Source organism: Paludifilum halophilum, assembly GCF_002245355.1.
In the GTDB taxonomy this organism is placed as follows: domain Bacteria; phylum Bacillota; class Bacilli; order Thermoactinomycetales; family DSM-45169; genus Paludifilum; species Paludifilum halophilum.
In genome coordinates this window covers 80,535-100,695 of record NZ_NOWF01000002.1, presented here as the reverse complement: position 1 = coordinate 100,695, position 20,161 = coordinate 80,535, and the positions used below count along the sequence as shown (strand labels likewise).

18 protein-coding genes are annotated in these 20,161 nt (G+C 53.5%); 11 read left to right on the top strand and 7 right to left on the bottom strand.

What is annotated here, in order from left to right; all coding sequences use genetic code 11:
- Nucleotides 1-13: 13 nt before the first annotated feature.
- Nucleotides 14-592 carry a YitT family protein gene (locus tag CHM34_RS03350; RefSeq protein WP_094263184.1) on the bottom strand — a complete coding sequence of 193 codons (579 nt, stop codon included), beginning with the start codon at nucleotides 590-592 and terminating at the stop codon, nucleotides 14-16.
- Between the two features lie 143 nt (nucleotides 593-735).
- On the opposite strand from CHM34_RS03350, the gene CHM34_RS03345 reads away from it, so the two are divergent.
- Nucleotides 736-2,517 (top strand): peptidoglycan D,D-transpeptidase FtsI family protein, encoded by a 1,782-nt coding sequence (locus CHM34_RS03345; protein ID WP_094263183.1) that lies wholly within the window; start codon nucleotides 736-738, stop codon nucleotides 2,515-2,517.
- 76 nt (nucleotides 2,518-2,593) lie between these two features.
- Here CHM34_RS03345 and thpD read toward each other — a convergent pair whose 3' ends face one another.
- The 4 genes from thpD to ectA form a co-directional block, all read right to left on the bottom strand.
- Entirely contained in the window at nucleotides 2,594-3,490 is an 897-nt protein-coding gene (thpD, locus tag CHM34_RS03340) for an ectoine hydroxylase (RefSeq protein WP_094263182.1), read from the bottom strand.
- A gap of 99 nt (nucleotides 3,491-3,589) precedes the next feature.
- Nucleotides 3,590-3,976, bottom strand: a complete 387-nt coding sequence (locus CHM34_RS03335; RefSeq protein ID WP_094263181.1) for an ectoine synthase — start codon at nucleotides 3,974-3,976, stop codon at nucleotides 3,590-3,592.
- A 39-nt stretch (nucleotides 3,977-4,015) separates the two neighbouring features.
- Nucleotides 4,016-5,275 carry a diaminobutyrate--2-oxoglutarate transaminase gene (gene ectB / locus CHM34_RS03330; RefSeq protein WP_094263507.1) on the bottom strand — a complete coding sequence of 420 codons (1,260 nt, stop codon included), beginning with the start codon at nucleotides 5,273-5,275 and terminating at the stop codon, nucleotides 4,016-4,018.
- Nucleotides 5,276-5,337: 62 nt separating this feature from the next.
- Nucleotides 5,338-5,760, bottom strand: coding sequence for a diaminobutyrate acetyltransferase (ectA, locus tag CHM34_RS03325; protein WP_338048644.1), 423 nt, complete (start codon nucleotides 5,758-5,760; stop codon nucleotides 5,338-5,340).
- Nucleotides 5,761-6,717: 957 nt separating this feature from the next.
- Here ectA and ehuB point away from each other — a divergent pair.
- The 5 genes from ehuB to CHM34_RS03295 all read left to right on the top strand — a co-directional run bounded on the left by ehuB (nucleotide 6,718) and on the right by CHM34_RS03295 (nucleotide 11,224).
- Nucleotides 6,718-7,584 (top strand): ectoine/hydroxyectoine ABC transporter substrate-binding protein EhuB, encoded by an 867-nt coding sequence (ehuB, locus tag CHM34_RS03315; protein ID WP_240511853.1) that lies wholly within the window; start codon nucleotides 6,718-6,720, stop codon nucleotides 7,582-7,584.
- Nucleotides 7,585-7,660: 76 nt separating this feature from the next.
- On the top strand, nucleotides 7,661-8,320 hold the full coding sequence (gene ehuC / locus CHM34_RS03310) for an ectoine/hydroxyectoine ABC transporter permease subunit EhuC (protein WP_240511852.1): 660 nt from the start codon (nucleotides 7,661-7,663) through the stop codon (nucleotides 8,318-8,320).
- A 3-nt stretch (nucleotides 8,321-8,323) separates the two neighbouring features.
- On the top strand, nucleotides 8,324-8,986 hold the full coding sequence (gene ehuD, locus CHM34_RS03305; protein WP_094263178.1) for an ectoine/hydroxyectoine ABC transporter permease subunit EhuD: 663 nt from the start codon (nucleotides 8,324-8,326) through the stop codon (nucleotides 8,984-8,986).
- Between the two features lie 54 nt (nucleotides 8,987-9,040).
- On the top strand, nucleotides 9,041-9,871 hold the full coding sequence (gene ehuA, locus CHM34_RS03300) for an ectoine/hydroxyectoine ABC transporter ATP-binding protein EhuA (RefSeq protein ID WP_276207679.1): 831 nt from the start codon (nucleotides 9,041-9,043) through the stop codon (nucleotides 9,869-9,871).
- Nucleotides 9,872-10,051: 180 nt separating this feature from the next.
- Nucleotides 10,052-11,224, top strand: coding sequence for a glycosyl hydrolase family 18 protein (locus CHM34_RS03295; protein WP_094263176.1), 1,173 nt, complete (start codon nucleotides 10,052-10,054; stop codon nucleotides 11,222-11,224).
- A gap of 45 nt (nucleotides 11,225-11,269) precedes the next feature.
- On the opposite strand, the gene CHM34_RS03290 is transcribed toward CHM34_RS03295, so the two are convergent.
- Nucleotides 11,270-12,925, bottom strand: a complete 1,656-nt coding sequence (locus tag CHM34_RS03290) for a PucR family transcriptional regulator (protein ID WP_094263175.1) — start codon at nucleotides 12,923-12,925, stop codon at nucleotides 11,270-11,272.
- Nucleotides 12,926-12,947: 22 nt separating this feature from the next.
- The gene (gene eutB / locus CHM34_RS03285; protein ID WP_240511851.1) at nucleotides 12,948-13,949 is read right to left on the bottom strand and encodes a hydroxyectoine utilization dehydratase EutB; all 1,002 of its coding nucleotides are present in this window, start codon (nucleotides 13,947-13,949) and stop codon (nucleotides 12,948-12,950) included.
- A gap of 278 nt (nucleotides 13,950-14,227) precedes the next feature.
- On the opposite strand from eutB, the gene CHM34_RS03280 reads away from it, so the two are divergent.
- From CHM34_RS03280 to CHM34_RS03260, 5 genes are all read left to right on the top strand, one after another.
- Entirely contained in the window at nucleotides 14,228-15,436 is a 1,209-nt protein-coding gene (locus CHM34_RS03280) for a M24 family metallopeptidase (protein ID WP_094263504.1), read from the top strand.
- A 2-nt stretch (nucleotides 15,437-15,438) separates the two neighbouring features.
- Nucleotides 15,439-16,410, top strand: a complete 972-nt coding sequence (locus CHM34_RS03275; protein ID WP_094263173.1) for a cyclodeaminase — start codon at nucleotides 15,439-15,441, stop codon at nucleotides 16,408-16,410.
- A 22-nt stretch (nucleotides 16,411-16,432) separates the two neighbouring features.
- Entirely contained in the window at nucleotides 16,433-17,653 is a 1,221-nt protein-coding gene (locus CHM34_RS03270; protein WP_094263172.1) for a cystathionine gamma-synthase family protein, read from the top strand.
- Between the two features lie 272 nt (nucleotides 17,654-17,925).
- Complete coding sequence (locus tag CHM34_RS03265) at nucleotides 17,926-19,095, top strand: M20 metallopeptidase family protein (protein ID WP_240511850.1); 1,170 nt, start codon at nucleotides 17,926-17,928, stop codon at nucleotides 19,093-19,095.
- Nucleotides 19,092-20,129 carry a homoserine dehydrogenase gene (locus CHM34_RS03260; RefSeq protein ID WP_094263502.1) on the top strand — a complete coding sequence of 346 codons (1,038 nt, stop codon included), beginning with the start codon at nucleotides 19,092-19,094 and terminating at the stop codon, nucleotides 20,127-20,129. Before CHM34_RS03265 ends, CHM34_RS03260 begins: the two co-directional genes overlap by 4 nt.
- The last annotated feature ends 32 nt before the right edge of the window (nucleotides 20,130-20,161 follow it).

Below are 20,161 nucleotides of genomic sequence, written 5' to 3'. Positions count from 1 at the left end.
CCTGTTTTTGTATTTATGAAGGGGCACGGCTCTCCACTCCTTGAATCCATAGGGAAGTGGTGAAACCGACAGCGATAATGACCAGGAAGGTGTGAAACAGACGGACCGGTTCCAGGATCAAGCTACCAAGGGCAATGATCAGGGCATCGATGAGGAAGATAAGAACACCGGTGTTCCAGTTCAGTTTTTCAGCGATGTATTGGGCGATCAGATCGGTTCCTCCGGTGCTGGTGCGCTGCCGCAGCATGATGCCAACCCCGCTTCCCACCAATAAACCGCCCAGCAGAGCGCTGGAAAGCATCGGGGTCTGCACGAATCCCCGCAAGGGAGACAACCCGTCAATCAGAAGAGAAGAGACCAACATCCCGTAACAACTGTTGAAAAGGAGCTTTCGATCGTAGGACCAGACGATCAAAAACAGGGGAAAGCTGAGTAAAACGATGGACAGGCTCATCTTAACCCCCCACAGATATCGCAGGATTAAGGCCAAGCCGAGAATGCCTCCGTCCAATAGGCGGTGAGGAGTGAGAAACAGATTCACTCCGAGACTAATCAGCAAACCGCCGCATCCAACGGTGAGATAGCGAATCATGAGATATCCTTCCTCCGATGGGTTTGCCTAAATAGCGTGTGTATTTTGCGGGATGGTTATGTAGCCGGCTCTGCCGATTCGGGGAAGTTTTGTTTAGCGGCCGTCTGTGATGCCTAAGATGGACAGTACAGGGGGCCTTGAACATGAGGGAAATAGGGCAAAGGAAGAAACGGAGGTCCTGGATTGTCGCCGGGGTGTTGGTCGTTTTCTTTTGCAGTATTCTTTTGCGGTTGTATTGGATCCAGGTGGTGGCCGCCCGCTCTTTTGCCGATGAAAAGGCGGATCTGATCACCCGGGCCCAGGAACAGCAAAGTCGGATTTTCACGGTGGACAGTGGACGCGGGATGATTTTGGACCGGAACGGAAAGAGGATGACGGGGAAAAGGGGACTGCGCCTCATCACCTTTCCCATGGGAGAAAACCAGTTGGAAGCCCATGAGGATCAACTGCGAACCTTGGCGAAACTCATCGATTATCCTTACTCAAAGCTGTTGAAGAAAGTCACTTCCTTGCAACGGCCTGTCGCCTTAACTGACGCCAAGGGCGGAGAAATGATATTGACAAACTCTCAAGTCCAAAAGGTTCGCTCCTTGGACATACCGGGGATTTACGCTTTTGAATCGGATAATCGCTTTGCCTCTGATCGGGTGGCCCAGCAGGTGATCGGCCATTTGGGACGCAATCCTTTTTTGATTCAGAAGAAATACCCCGAGGAGTGGAAGAAGGGAGTGTACGATGCCCAATCGCCGATTGGGTTGTCCGGATTGGAAGCGGCCTTTGAACCCTTTTTGCGGGGTGGAGAAGAGCATTTTCTCACTTATGCGACGGATGGAAGAGGACGTCCACTTAACGGAGTTCATGTCGCTTCACAGGAAGAAGGAAGTCCTCGTCCGCCGTTTCAGCTGGTGACCACTCTGGATCAAGGAATCCAACGCAGGGTGGAAGGGGCCATGGATCGGGCCGGGGTTCGGGAAGGGGCCATCGTGGTTCAAGATCTCCAATCCGGGGATCTCCTGGCTATGGCGAGCCGACCCGATTCGGACACAGCGGAGGAAGATCAGAATCCTTGGCATAATCGCGCTCTAATGGCGACCACCCCCGGGTCCATTTTTAAAACCGTGGCGGCGGCGGCCGCTCTCGACACGGGTAAGGTGAGCCCTTCCGATACCTTTCATTGCAACGGAGAACGGGGGAGTCATGGATTAACGTGTCCCCATCGCCACGGAAAACAGACGCTGGCCGAGGCTTACGCCAATTCCTGTAATGTGGTATTCGCTCAAGTGGCTGAAAAGGTCGGAGGAAAAACCATGGAAGAGTATGCCCGGAAGCTGGGACTGGGACAAAAGGTTTTGTGGTCGGGAGAAGGACCCGGGGGGACCGAATTCCGACAACTGCCGGGGGAACAGTCCGGCCTGATCTTCGCGGAATCGACCTCCCGCAAAGATCCGGGGGCCATGGTCCAAACCGGGATCGGCCAGCGGGATGTACGGATGACGCCGGTGCAGGCGGTCAATATGGTGACGGCTCTCTTCCACGGAGGGAAGACCATGAATCCCCGCATCGTTAAGGAGATCCGGCGCCCGGATGGAAAAACACACTTTCGTTTTCAACGTCATGTCCTGAAGAATGAACAGCCGATTCAGCCTGAGACACTTTCCCGGATTCGCCAGATGATACGGCTGGTCGTTACTCAGGGAACGGCGCAATCGATGAAACAGGCTTCCGCCCCTTTGGCGGGAAAAACCGGGACCGCCGAGAGGGGAGAATCCCCGTCGACATACAACAAGTGGATGGTGGGTTACGGACCGGTGGACCAGCCCCGCTATTCCGTCGCTGTCCTGATCCGTGACGTTTCCGACAGTAAAGATCAGCGAGCGAAACAGTTGTTTCAGCGGGTGATGGAAGATTTAACACAGTCATCATGAACCTGAACCGGCTTTGAACCGGTGGGACCATAAAAAAAAGCCGCCCTAGTGGCGGCTTCCATACGTTCAATACATATTATTCCTGCAAGGCCGGGGATTTCATCCGCCGGTTGGCGATGAAATCCGGACGGGGTTTCAATCCGGAGAAAGGTTCCACCAACGTGTTTTCCACACTGTTGAAGACGAAGAAAACATTACTCCGGGGCAAAGGAGAGATGTTCCCGCTGGACCCGTGCATGACATTGCATTCGAACAACAGAAGGGATCCGGCAGGGCCGGTGGCGGAGGTGATGCCGCCCTGTTCGAACAACCGGGAAAGACTGTCGTGATCCGGAACCCCCAACTCCTGCTTTTTCAGCGAGGACTTGTAATTGTCCTCCGGGGTTTCCCCGACGCAGGAGATGTAGTGCTTGTGGGAACCGGGGATCAACAATAACGGTCCGTTATAGGAGTAGTTATCCGTCAGCAGGATGGAACAGCTGACGGCCCTCATCCGGGGCATTCCGTCCTCCACGTGCCAGGTTTCAAAATCGGAGTGCCAATAGAACTCCTTGCCCTTGAATCCGGGTTTGAAGTTGATCCGGAATTGATGGACGTAGACATCGCTGCCCAAGAGCTGTTGGATCATGTCGGTGATTCGAGGGTCTTCAGCCAATCGGCCAAACATCTCGTTTTTCCGATGGGCGTCGAAGATCGAACGGATTTCGTTGCTTTCCAGTTCCCGGATGACCTCCGGAGAGTGGTTGTACCGGTTTTCGTCCCAGAGCCGGTCCAGCTCTCCGCGCATCTTCTTGACTTCTTCCTCGTTGAAGAAGTTCTTCAACAGCAGAAAACCGTTCTTCTCGTAAAAATCGAGTTGATCCATATGAAGAGGTCCGTCATGCAACCCCTGCGGCCCGCTATGGATGACCGGATCTTTCCGGTCCAAGATCATCGGCTTGTCACTCACTCGGGAAGGATAGAGGTCCGTCATCGTAAATCACTCCTGTATGATGTTTTAGTATCTGTTTCATGCATACCGAAGTGCCGACAAGCGGCTTTTGTACAGCTTTTCAGTTGTTAACGAGTGGGTTTAATCCTCCAGTAAGGGGTAGGCTCCTTCTTCGTCGTGGGTTTCGCGACCCGTGACCGGCGGGTTGAACACGCAAATCATACGCATTTCCGTTTTGGCCCGCAGTTGATGTTTTTCATGGCCGTTCAAAGTGTAAAGGGTACCGTTTTTGATCGGATAGACGGTTCCGTCTTCCACGGTTTCCACTTCACCTTCGCCCTGAACGCAATATACTGCTTCGATGTGATTTTTATACCACATATCGGTAACGGTACCGGCTTTGATAATGGTGTCGTGAAGGGAAAAACCTACATTGTCCTTCTTCAGGAGAAGACGGCGGCTGGTCCAGGTTTCACCTTTTACTTCGTCTTCGGTATTGATGAGATCTTCAAGCTGTTTGACGATCATGGCTTTCTTCCTTTCAGTGTTGAAGTTATGGTCCTGGGCTTAGTTGTTTACCGTTTTTGTCGCTTCAATAATACTATCTTCGAGAATGGATAGTCCTTGATCCAATCCTTCATCGTCGATGATGAGCGGAGGCATGACTTTAGCCACTTCCCCTTTGGAACCCGAGGTTTCGGCGATCAGTCCCCGTTCGAAGGCGAGTTCGCACACTTTGTCCGCCAGGTCGTCGACACCGAAAGCGAGACCTTGCATCAACCCGCGGCCCCGGGCTTCCAGTTGGGCTTGGGGGTATTTTTCGGTGAGCTGTTTCAAAAAGAGGTTCACTTTTTCCCCTTTGCGAATGGTTTCCTTGGCGAATTCGTCGGTTTCCCAGAAGCGCAAGGCTTCCGTCGCCGCTACGAAGGCCAAGTTGTGACCGCGGAAGGTCCCGTTGTGTTCGCCGGGAGCCCACTCATCCAACTCCGGTTTGATCAGGGTGATGGCAAAAGGAAGTCCATAACCGCCGATGGATTTGGATAGACAGACGATATCCGGCTGGATCCCGGAAGGTTCGAAGCTGAAGAAGGGGCCGGTTCGGCCGCAGCCCGCCTGGACATCATCGATGATCAGGAGAATGTCCCAGCGACGGCAGATTTCTTCCACCCGCTTGAGCCATTCCTGGCTGGCGACGTTGATACCGCCTTCCCCTTGGACGGTTTCCAGGATGATGGCGGCAGGGAGAGAGACACCGCTTCCCTTGTCTTCCAGGAACCGCTCCAACAGAGTCAGCGAGTCGATATCGTCTCCCAAGAAATTGTCATAGGGCATAGAGACGGCGTGGTTCAAGGGAACCCCTGCCCCGTGCCGTTTAAAGGAATTCCCCGTGACGGACAAGGCTCCCAGGGTCATTCCGTGAAAGCCTTGGGTAAAGCTGATGATCGTTTCCCGACCGGTGATTTTACGGGCCAGTTTCAGGGCGCTTTCCACGGTGTTGGTTCCTGTCGGTCCGGGGAACATCACTTTGTAATCCAGTTGGCGAGGCTCGAGGATCACTTCGCGGAACCGCTTTAAAAACTCTTCCTTTTTGGTTGTAGCCATATCCAGACTGTGGATGACACCGTCTTCCGCAATGTAATCCAACAGTTTTTGCTTTATGCCGGGATCGTTATGACCGTAGTTCAATGCGCCTGCTCCGGCGAAAAAGTCGATGAACTGGCGGCCTTGCGTATCCCAAAGTTTATAACCGTTCGCTTTTTCGAAAACCGTCGGAAAGCTGCGGCAGTAACTGCGCACCTCCGACTCCATCTGGTCAAATACACTCATATCGACAGCTGTTTTTTCAGAAGTTTGCAAGGGTCTAAGATACCTCCTCGGTATTTTCCGTCTTAAAAGGGACCGATCCGATAGGTCCACTCTGACTCATGCTGTTCATCGGGGAACAGATTTTCAGGGAAACACTCGAATACTTGACATTGGGTGTCAAGATCCTTCGCCACGCTCTTGAAAAGGGATTGGGACGGGACGTTGGAAGGTGAAACGGTCGCTTCGAGAAAGCGAACATCGTCACAAGCGTTCCGGTTGAGAAGTTCTTTCAACAAGGTCTTACCCAACCCTTTTCCCCGCTGTGAAGCATCTACAGCCACCTGCCACACAAATACCGTATCCTGTGATTCGGGAGGAATAAACGCCGAGACAAACCCGACGATACGGTCGTTTTCTTCGGCGATGACGCAGGTTTCAGAGAAAAACTTGCACAGCATCAAATAACTGTAAGAGGAATTAAGATCCAATACTCCGGCTCGTTTGATCAGATTCCAAACTTCGGCACCGTCTTTGTCTTCAGACTTGCGAAAACGTAAGGAATACCGGAGCTTCGGATCAGCGTAGCCGATTCCGGTGTTTGCCCCGGTCGGTGTCTCGGATTGGTCCTCTTTTACGACAGTGGTCGCTTGTTTACCGATTTGGCCATCACCCTCCTAGTGAATGATTGAATGGATCGGTGATCGTTTACAATCCGTCTTTAATGCTAACGCCAACAGCCGCAGTCGTCCAAGGGACTATACTCCTTTTAAACCAGTTTAAACCCGCTCAAAGGGGCTGAAAGAAAACGAGAACCCTTTCTTAAAAATATGCGGTGTCTATGGACCACATACACCCTTAAGAGGGGGGAGGTTTCTAAGATGTGAATGTTTTTATTAAGTAAAAACAGAAACAAAGTCCCTTAAAGAGCCGGTTTCGAAGAAAATGAGAGGGGATCCCTCGATGGGCGAAAAGTTGTTTTTTATCTTTTGAAGGGGAGGGGGTCGAGGAAATGAACGAAAAAGAAGTTTAAAAGGATATGAAGGGTGATAATGAAGGAATGGGTGGAGGTATGTTCAAATATAGTTGTCATAGGACAGAGAGGCGGGTTTCCTGGAAAGAGGATTTGTGCGTATATTCCTTCAATCGGTTGTTATCCCGTCTTCCCTTGGTCCAAGAGGTTTGAAGTGGACCTGAACCCCATGAAGAGCGGAAGAGCCTATTTGCTTTTATTCATCTCGACTGATAATCTTTGACACACAGATTTTTTGTCATTCCATTGAAGAGGCGGTTGGAGGGCATCCCGGCCGATATCGTTGATGGGTATACCGGTTGGGTGTACATTCCATATCGGTGGTGTGAGTAAACGGGAGTGTACTGTTTGGAATATTCCTTTTTATCCGACCGTTTATCGGGGCCCTTGTTGAAACCGCGCCTCGACCATTTATTTCAAGGGGGATGTTGTTTTGAAAAAGTTGTTCCTTTGGTCTTTGATGGTGGTCTTGGTCACGTCAATTGCCGGTTGTGGAAATCTGGATCTAGGGGCGGATTCGGAAGGGTCTACCCTGGAAAAGGCGAAAAAGGAGGGGAAGATTACCGTCGGTTTCGCTGACGAAAAGCCTTTCGCCTATAAGGATGAAGATGGAAAGCCGACGGGGGAAGCCGTTGAAATCGCTCGAAAGGTTTTCAAGCGAATGGGGATCGATGAAATTGAGCCTGTCGTCACCGATTTCGGTTCTTTGATTCCCGGTTTGAAAGCGGGACGGTTTGACGTCGTTACGGCAGGAATGTATATCACGCCGGAGCGGTGTAAGGAAGTCGCTTTCGGTGAACCGGAATACAGCATCAGTGAGGCATTGGCCGTGAAGGAAGGCAATCCCGAAAACCTGAAGAGTTATGAGGATGTCGCTGAAAATCCCGATGTGAAGATTGCTGTAATGAAAGGCGCCATAGAAGTTTCCTATATGGAGAATGCCGGCGTCAAAAAGGATCAGATGAAAATTGTACCTAACCAGCCTTCAGCTGTTTCCGCACTCCAATCCGGCCGGGTGGACGGGATCACGATGACGGGTCCGTCCTTGGAGGCGGTGCTGGAGTCCGCCAACGCGAAGAAGATCGAGGTCGTGGAGGATTTTAAACAGCCGCCTGAACCCCGGGGCACCGGTGCGGCCGCTTTCCGCACCGATGACGAGGAACTCAGGGATGCTTACAACAAAGAACTGAAAAAGCTGAAGGAATCCGGTGAGTTGTTGGAAACGATCAAGCCCTTCGGTTTTACCGAGGATGATTTGCCGGGAGACAAAACCACCGAGCAACTTTGTAAAGGTTCTTAACGGATGAGGGAGCCGAAGAGGGAAAGTACCTTTTTCGGCTCCTGTTTCCGTTCAACCGAGGACGAACGGAAAGGATGTGGTACCCATCGATGTTATCGCCCATATTTTCGACCGATTGTTACCCGGCGCCGCAGTAACGGTTCAACTCACCGTATTGTCTGCTATTCTCGCCTTTTTCCTCTCCTTTCTCGGAGGTTTTGGACGTCTTTCTAAATTTAGGATCATCCGTTTCGTTTCCGCATTTTTAGTTGAATTTTTTCGCGGGACATCGTTGTTGGTTCAGTTGTTCTGGCTGTATTTTGCTTTGCCTCTGCTGGGGCTGGAGTTGCCGACGGGGTTGGTGGGCATTTTAGCCCTGGGGATTAACTATGGGGCTTACGGTTCGGAAGTGGTTCGCAGTGCGATCCTGTCGATTCCCCAAGGGCAGACCGAGGCCGGAATCGCTCTCAATATGACTCCCGGTCAGCGCATGCGATTAATCATCCTGCCTCAGGCCTTCCGCACGATGTTGCCTTCTTTCGGCAACCTGCTGATCGAATTGTTGAAGGGGACAGCCTTGGTATCGCTGATCACGATTCCCGATATGACCTTTGAAGCGAAATCCATGCGGACGAATGCGGAGGAATATACTCTTCAAATATTTGGTATATTGTTGATCCTTTACTTTATCATCGGTTATCCTCTCTCTCTGTTGACCCGTTGGGCCGAACGCAGATTTTCAGTGGGGAGGTCATAATCGATGGCATGGGATTGGGAATTTACAATCAATGAAGTTTTACCGCAATTGATGGAAGTCGTATATATCACGATCTCCGCTACCCTGGTCGCTTACCTGGTAGCGATGGTGTGGGGATTGGTTCTGGCTTTTGCCCGGCGGTCCCAGTTCAGACCTTTATCAGTGGCCGCTTATTGGTTTGTCCAGTTTATCCGGACGACCCCGCCTTTGGTTCAGCTGTTTTTCATCTTTTATGTATTGCCGAGGTACGGGATTGCCTTGACCCCCTTTGTTGCGGGTGTTCTCGGTTTGGGGATTCATTATAGCACCTTCCTGTCGGAAGTATACCGCGCCGGTATCGAATCCGTCCCCAAAGGACAGTGGGAGGCGGCGACGGCTCTTAATTTTTCGCCTGTCCAGAAGTGGAAAACGATCATTTTACCTCAGGCGATTCGTCCCGTCATTCCGGTTATGGGCAATTATCTGATCGTGATGTTTAAGGAGACGCCGATTTTGTCAGCGATTACGTTGGTGGAGCTGTTGGGGAAGGCGCAGATCATCGGCTCCGAAACATTCCGCTATGTGGAGCCGATCACGCTGGTCGGGATCTTTTTCCTCATCATGAGCTACGGTGCTTCCCTGCTGTTTCAACGGCTGGAGATGCGCCTTGACCTGAGTAAAAAATAGGGATATAAGGAAGGAAGTGATAATGTGAGCGCCGAAGAGACACAGACGGCTACGCTGGAAAAGGAAGAGGAGACGCAAGGAACGGAAAAGAAGGAAGAAGCGCTGCCGATCGTCCGCTATCGGAAGGTGAGCAAATCCTTTGGTGAAAACCAAGTACTCAAAGAAGTGGACTTTGATCTGATGCCCGGAGAGCGGGTCGCGATCATCGGTCCCAGCGGTTCCGGGAAGACGACGTTGGCCCGGTTGTTGATGACGCTGGAAAAACCCACGTCCGGAACGATCGAAGTGGATGGACGGCAATTGTGGCACAAGGAAGTAAAGGGGAAACTGGTGGAAGCGAATGAAAAACATTTGCACGAAGTGCGGGGAGATATCGGCATGGTGTTTCAGCACTTCAATCTGTTTCCCCACATGACGATTTTGCGCAATCTGACGGAAGCTCCGGTCAAAGTGCTGGGTCTGTCCAAAGAAGAGGCTCGGGAGAGAGCGATGGGGATGCTGGAAAAGGTGGGTCTGACCGATAAAGCAAAAGCGTATCCCGCCAACCTCTCCGGTGGACAACAGCAACGGGTGGCTATTGCCCGGGCACTGGTGATGCGGCCCAAGGTGATGCTCTTCGATGAGCCCACTTCTGCACTGGACCCCGAAACGGTAGGGGAAGTGCTGGATGTGATCAAAGAGATCGCCGCCGAAGGGGAGATGGCGATGATGCTGATCACCCACGAGATGAGTTTCGCCCGGGATGTGTCGGATCGTGTGGCTTTCTTTGATGAAGGATGCATCCAGGAGCAGGGTCCTCCGTCGAAATTGTTTGTGCAACCGGAATCGGAACGGTTACAGAGTTTCCTGAGCCGGTTCAATTTGGGTGAAGAGAATTCGCAATAACCAAATCGGTATCCGTTTGATAAAAAGCTGTTGGCCGATCCAGGCCAACAGCTTTTTCTGTTTTGCGGCGATGGACGAAGAGGATCACCGAGGACCGATCTAGGATCCATCCATTCAGCGCATAAAAGGGAGGCGGTTGGAACAGTACATATACCAGAAAGTCGAAAAGGAGATTCCACGATGAGAAAAACTACATTCGTTCATGTACTGCTGTGTACAGTTCTCGTTTTTACCGGTTGCGGGACGGGAGGGAACGGGAACCAAGGTTCGAACCATTCTTCCCCCGAGCCCCAAGCCAACCGGCAACATCCCGGTCCTACACAGCCGGAAAAAATCACCCACCCCGAAAAGGGATCCGGGCGGAACAGGAATTCCCCCGTTATCGAAACCAACGGTTATCTCCAGCCCAACACCTCTGAGACGGATCGCCGCATAGTTGACCGGATGGCCAAATATTTGACCTATATCAGTCCTTTCAGCTATCGTGTCAAACCGAATGGCGATCTGATCCCTCTCGAGGATGAGGCGGCTATGGAGGAGATCCACCGGAGGCGGACCTCTCCGATGCTGGTGATTACCAACTTTGAGGAAGGGACCTTTTCCCCGGAGATCCCCCGGTCGATTTTCAATGATTCGAAGGCCCGGAAACGCTTGATCAAAAATGTACTCAACACTTTGGAGAAAAAAGATTTTTACGCTCTGAATATCGACTTTGAGCATATCAGGCCGGAGGATAAGAAAAAATACAACGACTTCTTGCGGGAAATCACTCCCCGGGTGAAAAAGGCCGGATATCCCGTCTCCACTGCCTTGGCTCCCAAAACCAGCGCAAAACAAACCGGAGGCTGGCATGGTGCCCATGACTATGCCGCCCACGGCAAAATTGTCGACTTCGTGGTTTTAATGACCTATGAATGGGGTTGGACCGGCGGTCCCCCGATGGCTGTCGCTCCTACACCAAAGGTTCGTCAAGTCTTGGATTACGCCACTTCCGTCATCCCCCGGGATAAAATCATGATGGGGGCTCCGCTCTACGGCTATGACTGGAGGCTTCCTTACCGGGAAGGAACCAATGCGAAAAAGATCAGCCCCGTTGAGGCCGCCGCTTTGGCGAAGAAAAGAGGAGCCACCATCAACTATGATCAAAAGGATCAGGCTCCCTGGTTTAAATACACCGATGACAATGGAAACGACCATATTGTTTGGTATGAAAACAAACAAAGTGTCCAGGCCAAGCTGGATCTGGTCAAAAAATACAACCTCCGCGGCATCAGCTATTGGGTGCTGGGGGATGAGTTTCCGGAGAACTGGCAGCTTCTGAACAAGCAATTCCGAATCCGTAAACACGGATAGATGAGAGACGGGCGCCGAAGGGCGCCCGTTTCGCATTTTTTGACACTATTTTCCCCAAGGTCGGTATTCGTCTTCTTTTTTGCTGGACCACAACTTGATGCTCAGTTGTAATAAAAACAGATCGTCCGGGTTGAGGAGGGAGCGTCCGGTCAGGGACTCGATTTTGCGCAGCCGGTACAGCAGAGATTGCCGGTGAAGGTTGAGCTCCCTGGCGGTTTGGCTGACGTTGCACTGGTTGCGGAGGTAGGAGGTGAAGGTTTCCACCAGGTCGATTCCCCGCTGCTTGCTGTAGCCGAGAAGACGCCCCATGGAGGACCAGGTGATCTCTCGCATATCCGGATGCTCCGATAAATGTTGCAGGGCCCGGTAGAGTCCGGTATCCATGTAAAAATTCCGGTGGCCCGGGCCTTTTTGACGCCGGCCGATGTCAAGAGCGGTTCGCGCGTCCAGGTAGCTTTCCCGAAAGGTGTTGATTCCGGCACGGCTCTCCCCGATCCCCCAGGAGATGCTCCACTCCGGAAAACGTTCGTAAACGCGTCCTTCCAGGATGTCCAGGAAGGTTTGAACCGTGTCGATCACCCGTTGCTCGGGAGTTTCCAAATAAAGGATGAACTGATCCAGTTGTCGGGTGGTCATGATATTTCGCTGAATGGATCGACTGGTGTAAGCGATTTCGTCCAGTATTTCCTGTAAAGGGGGTTCCCGGATGAATGTTTCGCTGTCGTTTTTTTGCTCCATCAAACCCAGGATGCAGACATAGGGTCGATTCGCATCGTATCCCAGAGCGTCAGCTTTCTTCCGGATGGCTTCCTCGGATCCGATTTCTCCCTTGGCCAGACTCCAGACGAAATCGCTGCGCAATCGCATCTCCGTTTCCGCGGCGACGTTTTCCTGAAGAAAACATAAGGCCGCCGCCGTCGCGGCGTGATCCAGATAGATCTGTGCCGCCCGGTCCAAAGGGGGTTTAGAATCGGCTCCTTTAGGGAGCAGGAGGAAAAGGGATCCCTGCACTTTTCGCGCAGAACGGATCGGAATTTCGATACAGGATCGCCCGTCAAAACCGTACCATTTCCACTCACCGTGAATATGGTTGGTATCCGGAGTTTCCAACCCTTTGAACCGCTCGCTCCAAAAACGGACCAACGGTTGGGAAGAGGGGCTGTTTCCCTTGATTTTCCCTTTTTGATCCACGAAGATCACAGGATATCTCAGCTTGCGGAAAATGATTCCGGCTAGTTTGGTCAGATTGGCCCCCTGCAGGATCAATTGGAGCAACTCTTCCTGAGTTTCTTTGGAAAAATGGGTCATTTGGTCTTGGCGATGATCCAGCTCCCGGATCACCCGATGGACAATATCGGCGAACCGGGTTTTCCACGGGATCTCGATTATAGGCATCTTCTTTTGTTCAGCCAGCTGAATCGCTTCTTCAGGGATTTCTGTGATGTAATGTCCCGTGGCGAGTACCAGAGCGGCGGCGCCGGATTCGATCAGTGCCTGAATAAAATCATAGAACAAGTGCGGATCATGGCCACAGCCGACAGCGGTACTCAGCACCATCTCGTTTTTTCTCACGAAATTTTCCACCGGGACTTCAATCACCGAGATCTGTTCCACCGGATTGTGAAGCCCTTTAGTTTCCGAGGTTTTTACGTTGGCTCCATGCATCACATCCAGTTGAAGAATATTTTCGACAGTCAGCAAGGTTACTCACCTCCACCTCCGCTTATGCCCCCGCATCGATCGCCTTCAGCAGTACGGACGGGTCGACGTTGCAACCGCTGATGGTAACGACTACGGGCTGGGATCCGCTACGGACTCGTCCGCTGAGAAGAGCGCCCAACCCGGTGGCCGCCGCCCCTTCCACTACCATCTTATGCTGATGGAACATCCAGGACATCCCTTCGGCGATTTCTTTTTCAGAAACCAATCGGGTCTCATCGGCCCATCGACGGACCATGGAGAATGTGTAGCGGTTCTCAAGGCCGATGCCGCCCAGCAGACTGTCCGCCAGTGTATCTTGTTCCTGGAGTGTCACGGGTTTTCCCTGAAGCAGGCTCTGATGCATCACAGCGGAATGTTCCATGGAAACCCCGATCATGCGGGCGTCGGGGCGATTGCTTTTAACGGCCAGACCGATTCCCGAAAAGAGTCCTCCCCCGGAAAGGGGGACGATTACCGTACCCAGGTCGGGCACTTGTTCCAACAGTTCCAAACCGATTGTTCCTTGACCGGCGATCACTTCAGGATCGTCAAAAGGGCGAATCAAGGTGAGTCCTTCTTCCCATTCCAGGCGGTGACACTGGGACTCTGCATCGTCCTGCCCGTTTCCGTGAACCACCAGCTTGGCTCCCATACGTCGAATGGGATCGGTTTTTTCCGGAGGGACGCGGCGGGAAACACAGACAACCGCCGGAATACCGAACCGGCGGGCCATATAAGAGACGGCCAGACCGTGGTTGCCCGTGGAAAAAGTGGTGACACCCCGCTTTTGGCGTTCCGGAGACAGGCTCAGAATTTTGTTGGCGGCACCCCGGATCTTAAAGGCACCTGTCGGCTGAAGGTTTTCCAGCTTCAAATAGACGGGGCCGCCTGTGTGTTCTGATAAAGCGGGGGAAAGAAGCAAAGGTGTCTGAAGGATGTGGGAAGCGATTCGCTCTTTCGCTTCCCAAATGGAACCGATCTCCACCGGTTGTCGGTCTGCCTTCTTCTCGGGATGCTCCTTCAAAGGGGACACCTCCCGTCGATGTTCTCTCTCGGTTTTACAATTTATTCGCCTTTGAACCCGATTAATCCTATATGGACGGATGTGAGATAAACCATATCTTGGACAGGCCAAATCCTTCGGAGGATTGCGTAGAAGACAAGTGTGTGGGTTCATTCGATAAATTGGTGAAAAAAGCACTTCTATTTTTATACAATATTGCGATTGTTCAGGACAGGGCAAAAGGAATACGATGAATACAAGCTTGAGTGTAAGGGGGTTGGGAATCGGTGGTGAGGACTCTGCCCTTCTCGATACCGGAATATACGGAACGGATCCTGAGGACCAAGGAACGCATGGAGGCGGAGGGGGTCGATGTCCTGTTGTTGACGGACCCCGCCAACATGTATTACCTCTCGGGATATGACGGGTGGTCTTTTTATGTGCACCAGGTCTTGGTCGTGATACTGGAAGAGGAACAACCCTTATGGATCGGCCGGAAGCAGGATGCGAACGGGGCTCGGTTGACCGTGTGGTTTCACCCGGACCACATTATCCCTTACCCCGATGATTATGTTCATTCCCCAACCAAGCATCCGATGGATTTTGTTGCCGATATCTTGAAGCAGATCGGGCAAGGAAACCGGCGGATCGGGGTGGAGATGGATGCTTATTATTTTACCGCGCAGGCTTTCGGGCGTTTGAAAAAGGGGCTGCCTGATGCCCGTTTTCAGGATAGTACGCTGTTGGTGAATCGAATTCGCATGATCAAGTCGGAACGGGAAATCGATTATATGAGGAAGGCCGCCAAGATTGTGGAACAGGCGATGCGGGTGGGGATTGATTCCATCGCCGCCGGTGTGAGGGAGTGTGATGTGGCCGCCAACATTCACCATGCCCAGATCAGCGGAACTCCGGAATACGGAGGGGATTATCCGGCGATTGTCCCCTTGATGCCTTCCGGTGAGAAAACATCGACTCCCCATTTGACATGGAGTGATCAAAAGTACAAACCGGGGGATACGGTCATCCTGGAGCTGGCGGGTTGTTATCGCCGCTATCACTGCCCGATGGCCCGGACGGCGGTGATCGGACCTCCGTCCAGCCTGGTCCAGGATCTGTCCGATGTTGTGATCGAGGGCTTGAATACCGCTCTGGAAGCAGTAAAACCCGGGGTGACCTGTGAAGAAGTGGAGGAGGTGTGGCGGAAGTCGATTGAGCGAAAAGGGTTTTTAAAGGATTCCCGGTTGGGTTATTCTGTAGGACTCAACTATCCGCCGGACTGGGGAGAACACACTGCCAGTATGCGGGCTGGAGACCGGACCGTTCTCGAACCCGACATGACCTTTCATATGATTCCGGGAATCTGGTTTGACAGCTACGGGGTGGAATTGAGTGAGACTTTCCGTGTGACGGAGAAGGGTTGCGAAGTGTTGGCCTCTTTTCCTCGGGAGTTGTTTCAATGTCCCGTCGGCGGGATTTTTCACCCTTTAGAAGAAAGCGGTGCATAAAGATGTGGATCTTTCGCGAAGAGGAGATCCGGCGTCAAGTGAAGGTGGATGAATCGACAATCGCTGCAGTGGAGGAAGGATTTGCTTTTCTGGCGCAGGGAGCCGTAAGAATGCCTGATATCCTGCGTATCGACATTCCGGAACACGATGGTGAGGTTGATGTGAAAACGGCGGTTGTTTCCCATTTGGATTCCTTCGCCGTTAAAATCTCTTCCGGTTTTTTCCGCAATCCACAACGGGGTCTACCCAGCGGCAACGGGATGATGGTGTTGATTCGTACGGATACCGGGGTGCCGGAAGCTGTTTTCTTGGATAACGGTTACCTGACGGATCTCCGGACCGCTGCGGCAGGGGCTGTCGCCGCCAAGTATCTGTGCGGTGAAGAGGTGAAAACGGCGGGGGTCATCGGAGCCGGGACTCAGGCACAGTATCAGGTTCGGGCGTTGGCCCGGGTCCGAAGCTTTGACAAACTGCGGGTCTATTCGCCGACGGTTACCCGCCGGAATGCATTCTGTAAGGAAATGGGCGAGGAATTGGGGGTGCAGGCGATTCCCGCTCGCGATCCAGAAGAGGTGGTTCGCAGTTGTCAGGTTTTAATAACCGCTACGCCGGCCAAACAGCCGGTAGTACGGAGAGAGTGGCTCCATCCCGGACTCCATATCACGGCGATGGGCTCCGACGCTGAACAGAAACAGGAGTTGGACCCCGATGTCTTGAAGGCGGCGGACCGGCTGGTCTGCGATTCGAAGGCCCAGTCCCGCCGCCTCGGAGAGTTGCGGTCCCTGATCGGAAGCGAGCGGGAGCCGGATGATGTGTCGGAATTGGGTGAACTGGTCGCTGACGGACGTCCGGGCCGCCGCGGCCGGGAGGAAATTACCGTTTGCGATCTGACCGGCACCGGTGTTCAGGATACGGTGATTGCGATTCGGGCTTTGCACGCTTTGCGGGAACAGGGTTGTGGATTTCGGTTTTAACCTTGAGAAAGGGTGAGCGTTGATGACGAAAGAGCGGACTCCTCTCCAATCGTTGGCCGGTACCCGCTCCGTGTGGGGCGGGGAGGAGGAATACCTGGTACAGGGTTCGACACAGGTCCCGGTGGTACACAGTGTTTCCTTCGGTTACGAGGATATCGACACCTGGCATGATGTAGCCCGGGGAGAACGCACGGGACACATTTACGGACGCAATTCCAATCCCACCGTCGACGCCTTTGAGGAAAAGGTGCGGTTATTGGAAGGGGCGGAAGCGGCCACCAGTTTTTCCACAGGGATGGCGGCCATCAGCAATGTTTTGTTCACTCTTCTTTCCCCGGGGGACCGGGTTGTGTCGATTAAGGATACCTATGGTGGAACGAACAAAATCTTTCTCGAGTTTCTCCCCCGCTTTCGGGTGGAAGTCCAGTTGTGCGATACCCAGGACCACGAAGCTATGGAAAAGGAGATCGCCCGGGGCTGTCGAGTGCTCTACCTGGAAACACCGACCAATCCGACTCTCAAGGTGGTGGACTTGGAGAGGTTGGCTCGTGCCGCCCGACGGGTGGGGGCGATTGTGGTCGTCGATAACACCTTCGCCACTCCAGTCAACCAAAAACCGCTGGAATTGGGTGCTGATCTGGTGATTCACAGTGCCACCAAATTTCTCGGGGGACACGCTGATGCACTGGGTGGTGTGGTTTGCGGATCCAAACATCGGGTTCAGCAGGTCTACCATTACCGGGAGATCAACGGGGCCACCCTCCATCCCATGTCCGCTTATCTTCTGCTTCGGGGGATGAAAACCCTTCATCTTCGCATCCGCCAGCAAAACCAAAGTGCTCTTGCCATCGCCCGCTATCTGGAAGAACATCCCGCTGTGGAATCGGTTTTCTATCCGGGACTGTCCGGTCATGTTCATCATGTGATTGCCCGGAAGCAGATGAAGGACGGATACGGGGGAGTGCTCAGTTTTGCACTGAAAGGCGGTTTAGAAGCGGTTCGTCGGTTCCTGCCTCGGCTCCGTTACGCCCATCTCGCCGCCAACCTGGGCTCTGTGGAGACGGTGGCGGGTCCTCCCCGGACGACGAGTCATGTGGAATGTACCGAGAAAGAACGGCAGGCGATGGGGATTCCCGAGGGGCTGATCCGCTACTCCGTCGGGGTAGAGGAGACGGAAGATCTCCTGTTTGATCTGAAGCAGGCCTTGGAAGCGGTGGAGAATATCCGGGCGAAGACCTCTTAAGACAGGATTGATGTTCGGCCTAGAAGCATTGTGAAAAAAGCCTCTTTCAGGGAGGGTTGGGTTCCACACGGAGTGCCTTTGGCTCGTAAGAACAACGAAACGGAGTGTGGAACCCAACCCCCGACCCACCAAGAATGCACTCATCACAACGCTTCTAGTGAAAGGAATCCGTTGATCGCATGGAAGTCCGCCGGGGACTTGGGAAAGGGGGATGCTCTACGAGACGGACCGGTGAAAACATGGCGAAGCGGGCGGAAAGGATGTTATCCCGGTTGATTGAATGGCGCCGCCGCATCCACGCTCATCCGGAACTCAGTTTTCAGGAGTTTGCAACGGCGCGGCTGGTGGCGGAGGAATTAGGCGCCATCGAAGCTATGGAGGTTCAGACCGAAGTGGGTGGAACCGGTGTGATTGGCACTTTGTCCGGGGGACCGGGCCCCTGTGTTGCCCTGCGGGCTGATATGGACGCCTTGCCGATTACGGAAGCCAATCGGTGCTCTTACCGATCCCGCCGTCCAGGGGTGATGCATGCCTGCGGCCATGATGCCCATACGGCGATTTTGCTGGGAACGGCCCGCTTGTTGGGAGAAGAGTTGACGGAAGGCGGGTTGCCGGGAACCGTCCGGTTTCTTTTTCAGCCGGCGGAGGAGGATTTCGGGGATGACGGAAGGACCGGAGCCCCTCGCATGATTCGGGAAGGGGCTCTTGAAGGGGTGGATGCCGTCCTCGCCTTGCATATGAATCCCGGATTGCCCCACGGTTCCTTACAGGTGAACGACGGGTACACCATGGCTGGGTTGGATACTTTCCGGGGTACATTGTCCGGAACAGGAGGGCATGCGGCTTATCCACACCGGGGGACGGACCCTACCTGGCTGTTGCTCCCTGTCTTGCAAGCCCTTCACGGGATCGTCGCCCGGAGGGTTTCCCCCATGGAACCTGCTGTTGTCAGTGTCGGACGGATTCATGCCGGAACGGCCAGCAATGTGATCCCGTCGGAAGTCGAGGTGGAGGGGACGTTCCGCAGCTACGACCCTGATATCCGAGAAGGGCTGATCGAGGAGCTGGAACGGGCGTTTTCCTTGGCCGCTTCCCTGGGGGGCGATTACAGTTTCCGAGTGGAGCGGGGGGAACCGGCTTTGAAAAATGATGCCCGTGTTAACCGACGGGTGATCGAAGCCGTTCGGACTCTTTTTCCCGACTGTAAGATCCATCAGGGACCCTTCGGAATGGGAGCGGAGGACTTCAGTCACATGACGGCGGTCGTTCCGGGATCCATGTTTTTCCCGGGGTGCGCTCTTCCCGATGGTATTCGGGATTTACACACTCCGTATTTTGATATCGACGAACGGTGCTTATCCGCTGGTGCGGCGATTATGGCCGAATCAGCCCTGAGGCTGTTGCAGAGGCCCTTGCAGGAAGGGGAGGAATGGAAGCGATGACACACAAACTGGCGCTGATCGGATTTGGAACGGTGGGCCAGTCTCTGGTCGAAATCCTGCGGGAAAAAGGGGAGGAATTGCGGCGGAAAGAGGGAATGGAGGCGGAGGTGGTCGCTGTTTCGGATCTTTTGAAGGGGTCTTTGTATCATCCGGAGGGACTGAATATCGATCGGCTGCTTCAGGCGGCGGGCGAAGGGGATCTGAATCGGTACCCGGAGGTCCCCGGATTGGTGAGAGGTTGGGATAGCCGACGAACGATCCGGGAGTGCAATGCGGATACGGTGGTCGAGGTTTCCTACACCGATGTCCGGACGGGACAGCCGGCGATCGACCACTGCCGGACCGCTTTTGAAACCGGAAAAAATGTGGTTATGACCAACAAAGGGCCGGTGGCACTGGCCTACCGGGAATTGTCGGAGCTGGCCCGGAGACACCGGGTTGGCTGGAACTTCGAAGGAACGGTGATGAGCGGAACCCCTGCTCTTCACATGGCCCGGACCTCTTTGGCGGGAAATGAAATTTCGGAAATCCGGGGCATCTTCAACGGTACGACCAACTACATCCTCACTCAAATGGAGGAAGGGTGGACGTTCGATGAAGCTTTGGCCGAAGCCCAATCCAGGGGAATCGCTGAAGCGGATCCCACCAGCGACATCGAGGGCTATGATGTTTTGTACAAAGTCATGATTCTGGCTCAGGTGGTAATGGAGACTCCGCTTGACCGCAAAGAGGTGGTCAGAGAAGGGATCCGGGGAATCACGGCGGAGGATATCCGCCAGGCCCGGGAAGAAGGAAAGTGCTGGAAGCTGTTGGGACGGATTCGAAGAGAAGGAGACGGAGTGACAGCATCGGTCCAGCCTCTTCGTCTTTCTCTGACCGATCCTCTCGCCGGAGTGGGGGGCACGATGAATGCAATTACCTATGACTGCGACTTAGCTGGTCCAATCACACTGGTCGGGGCAGGGGCGGGCCGCAAAGAGACCGGGTTCGCTCTCCTGGCCGATCTGATTCAAAGGGTGCAGGAACGACCCTGAAAAGAATTCATAGGTGAAGGAGAGAAAGGGGG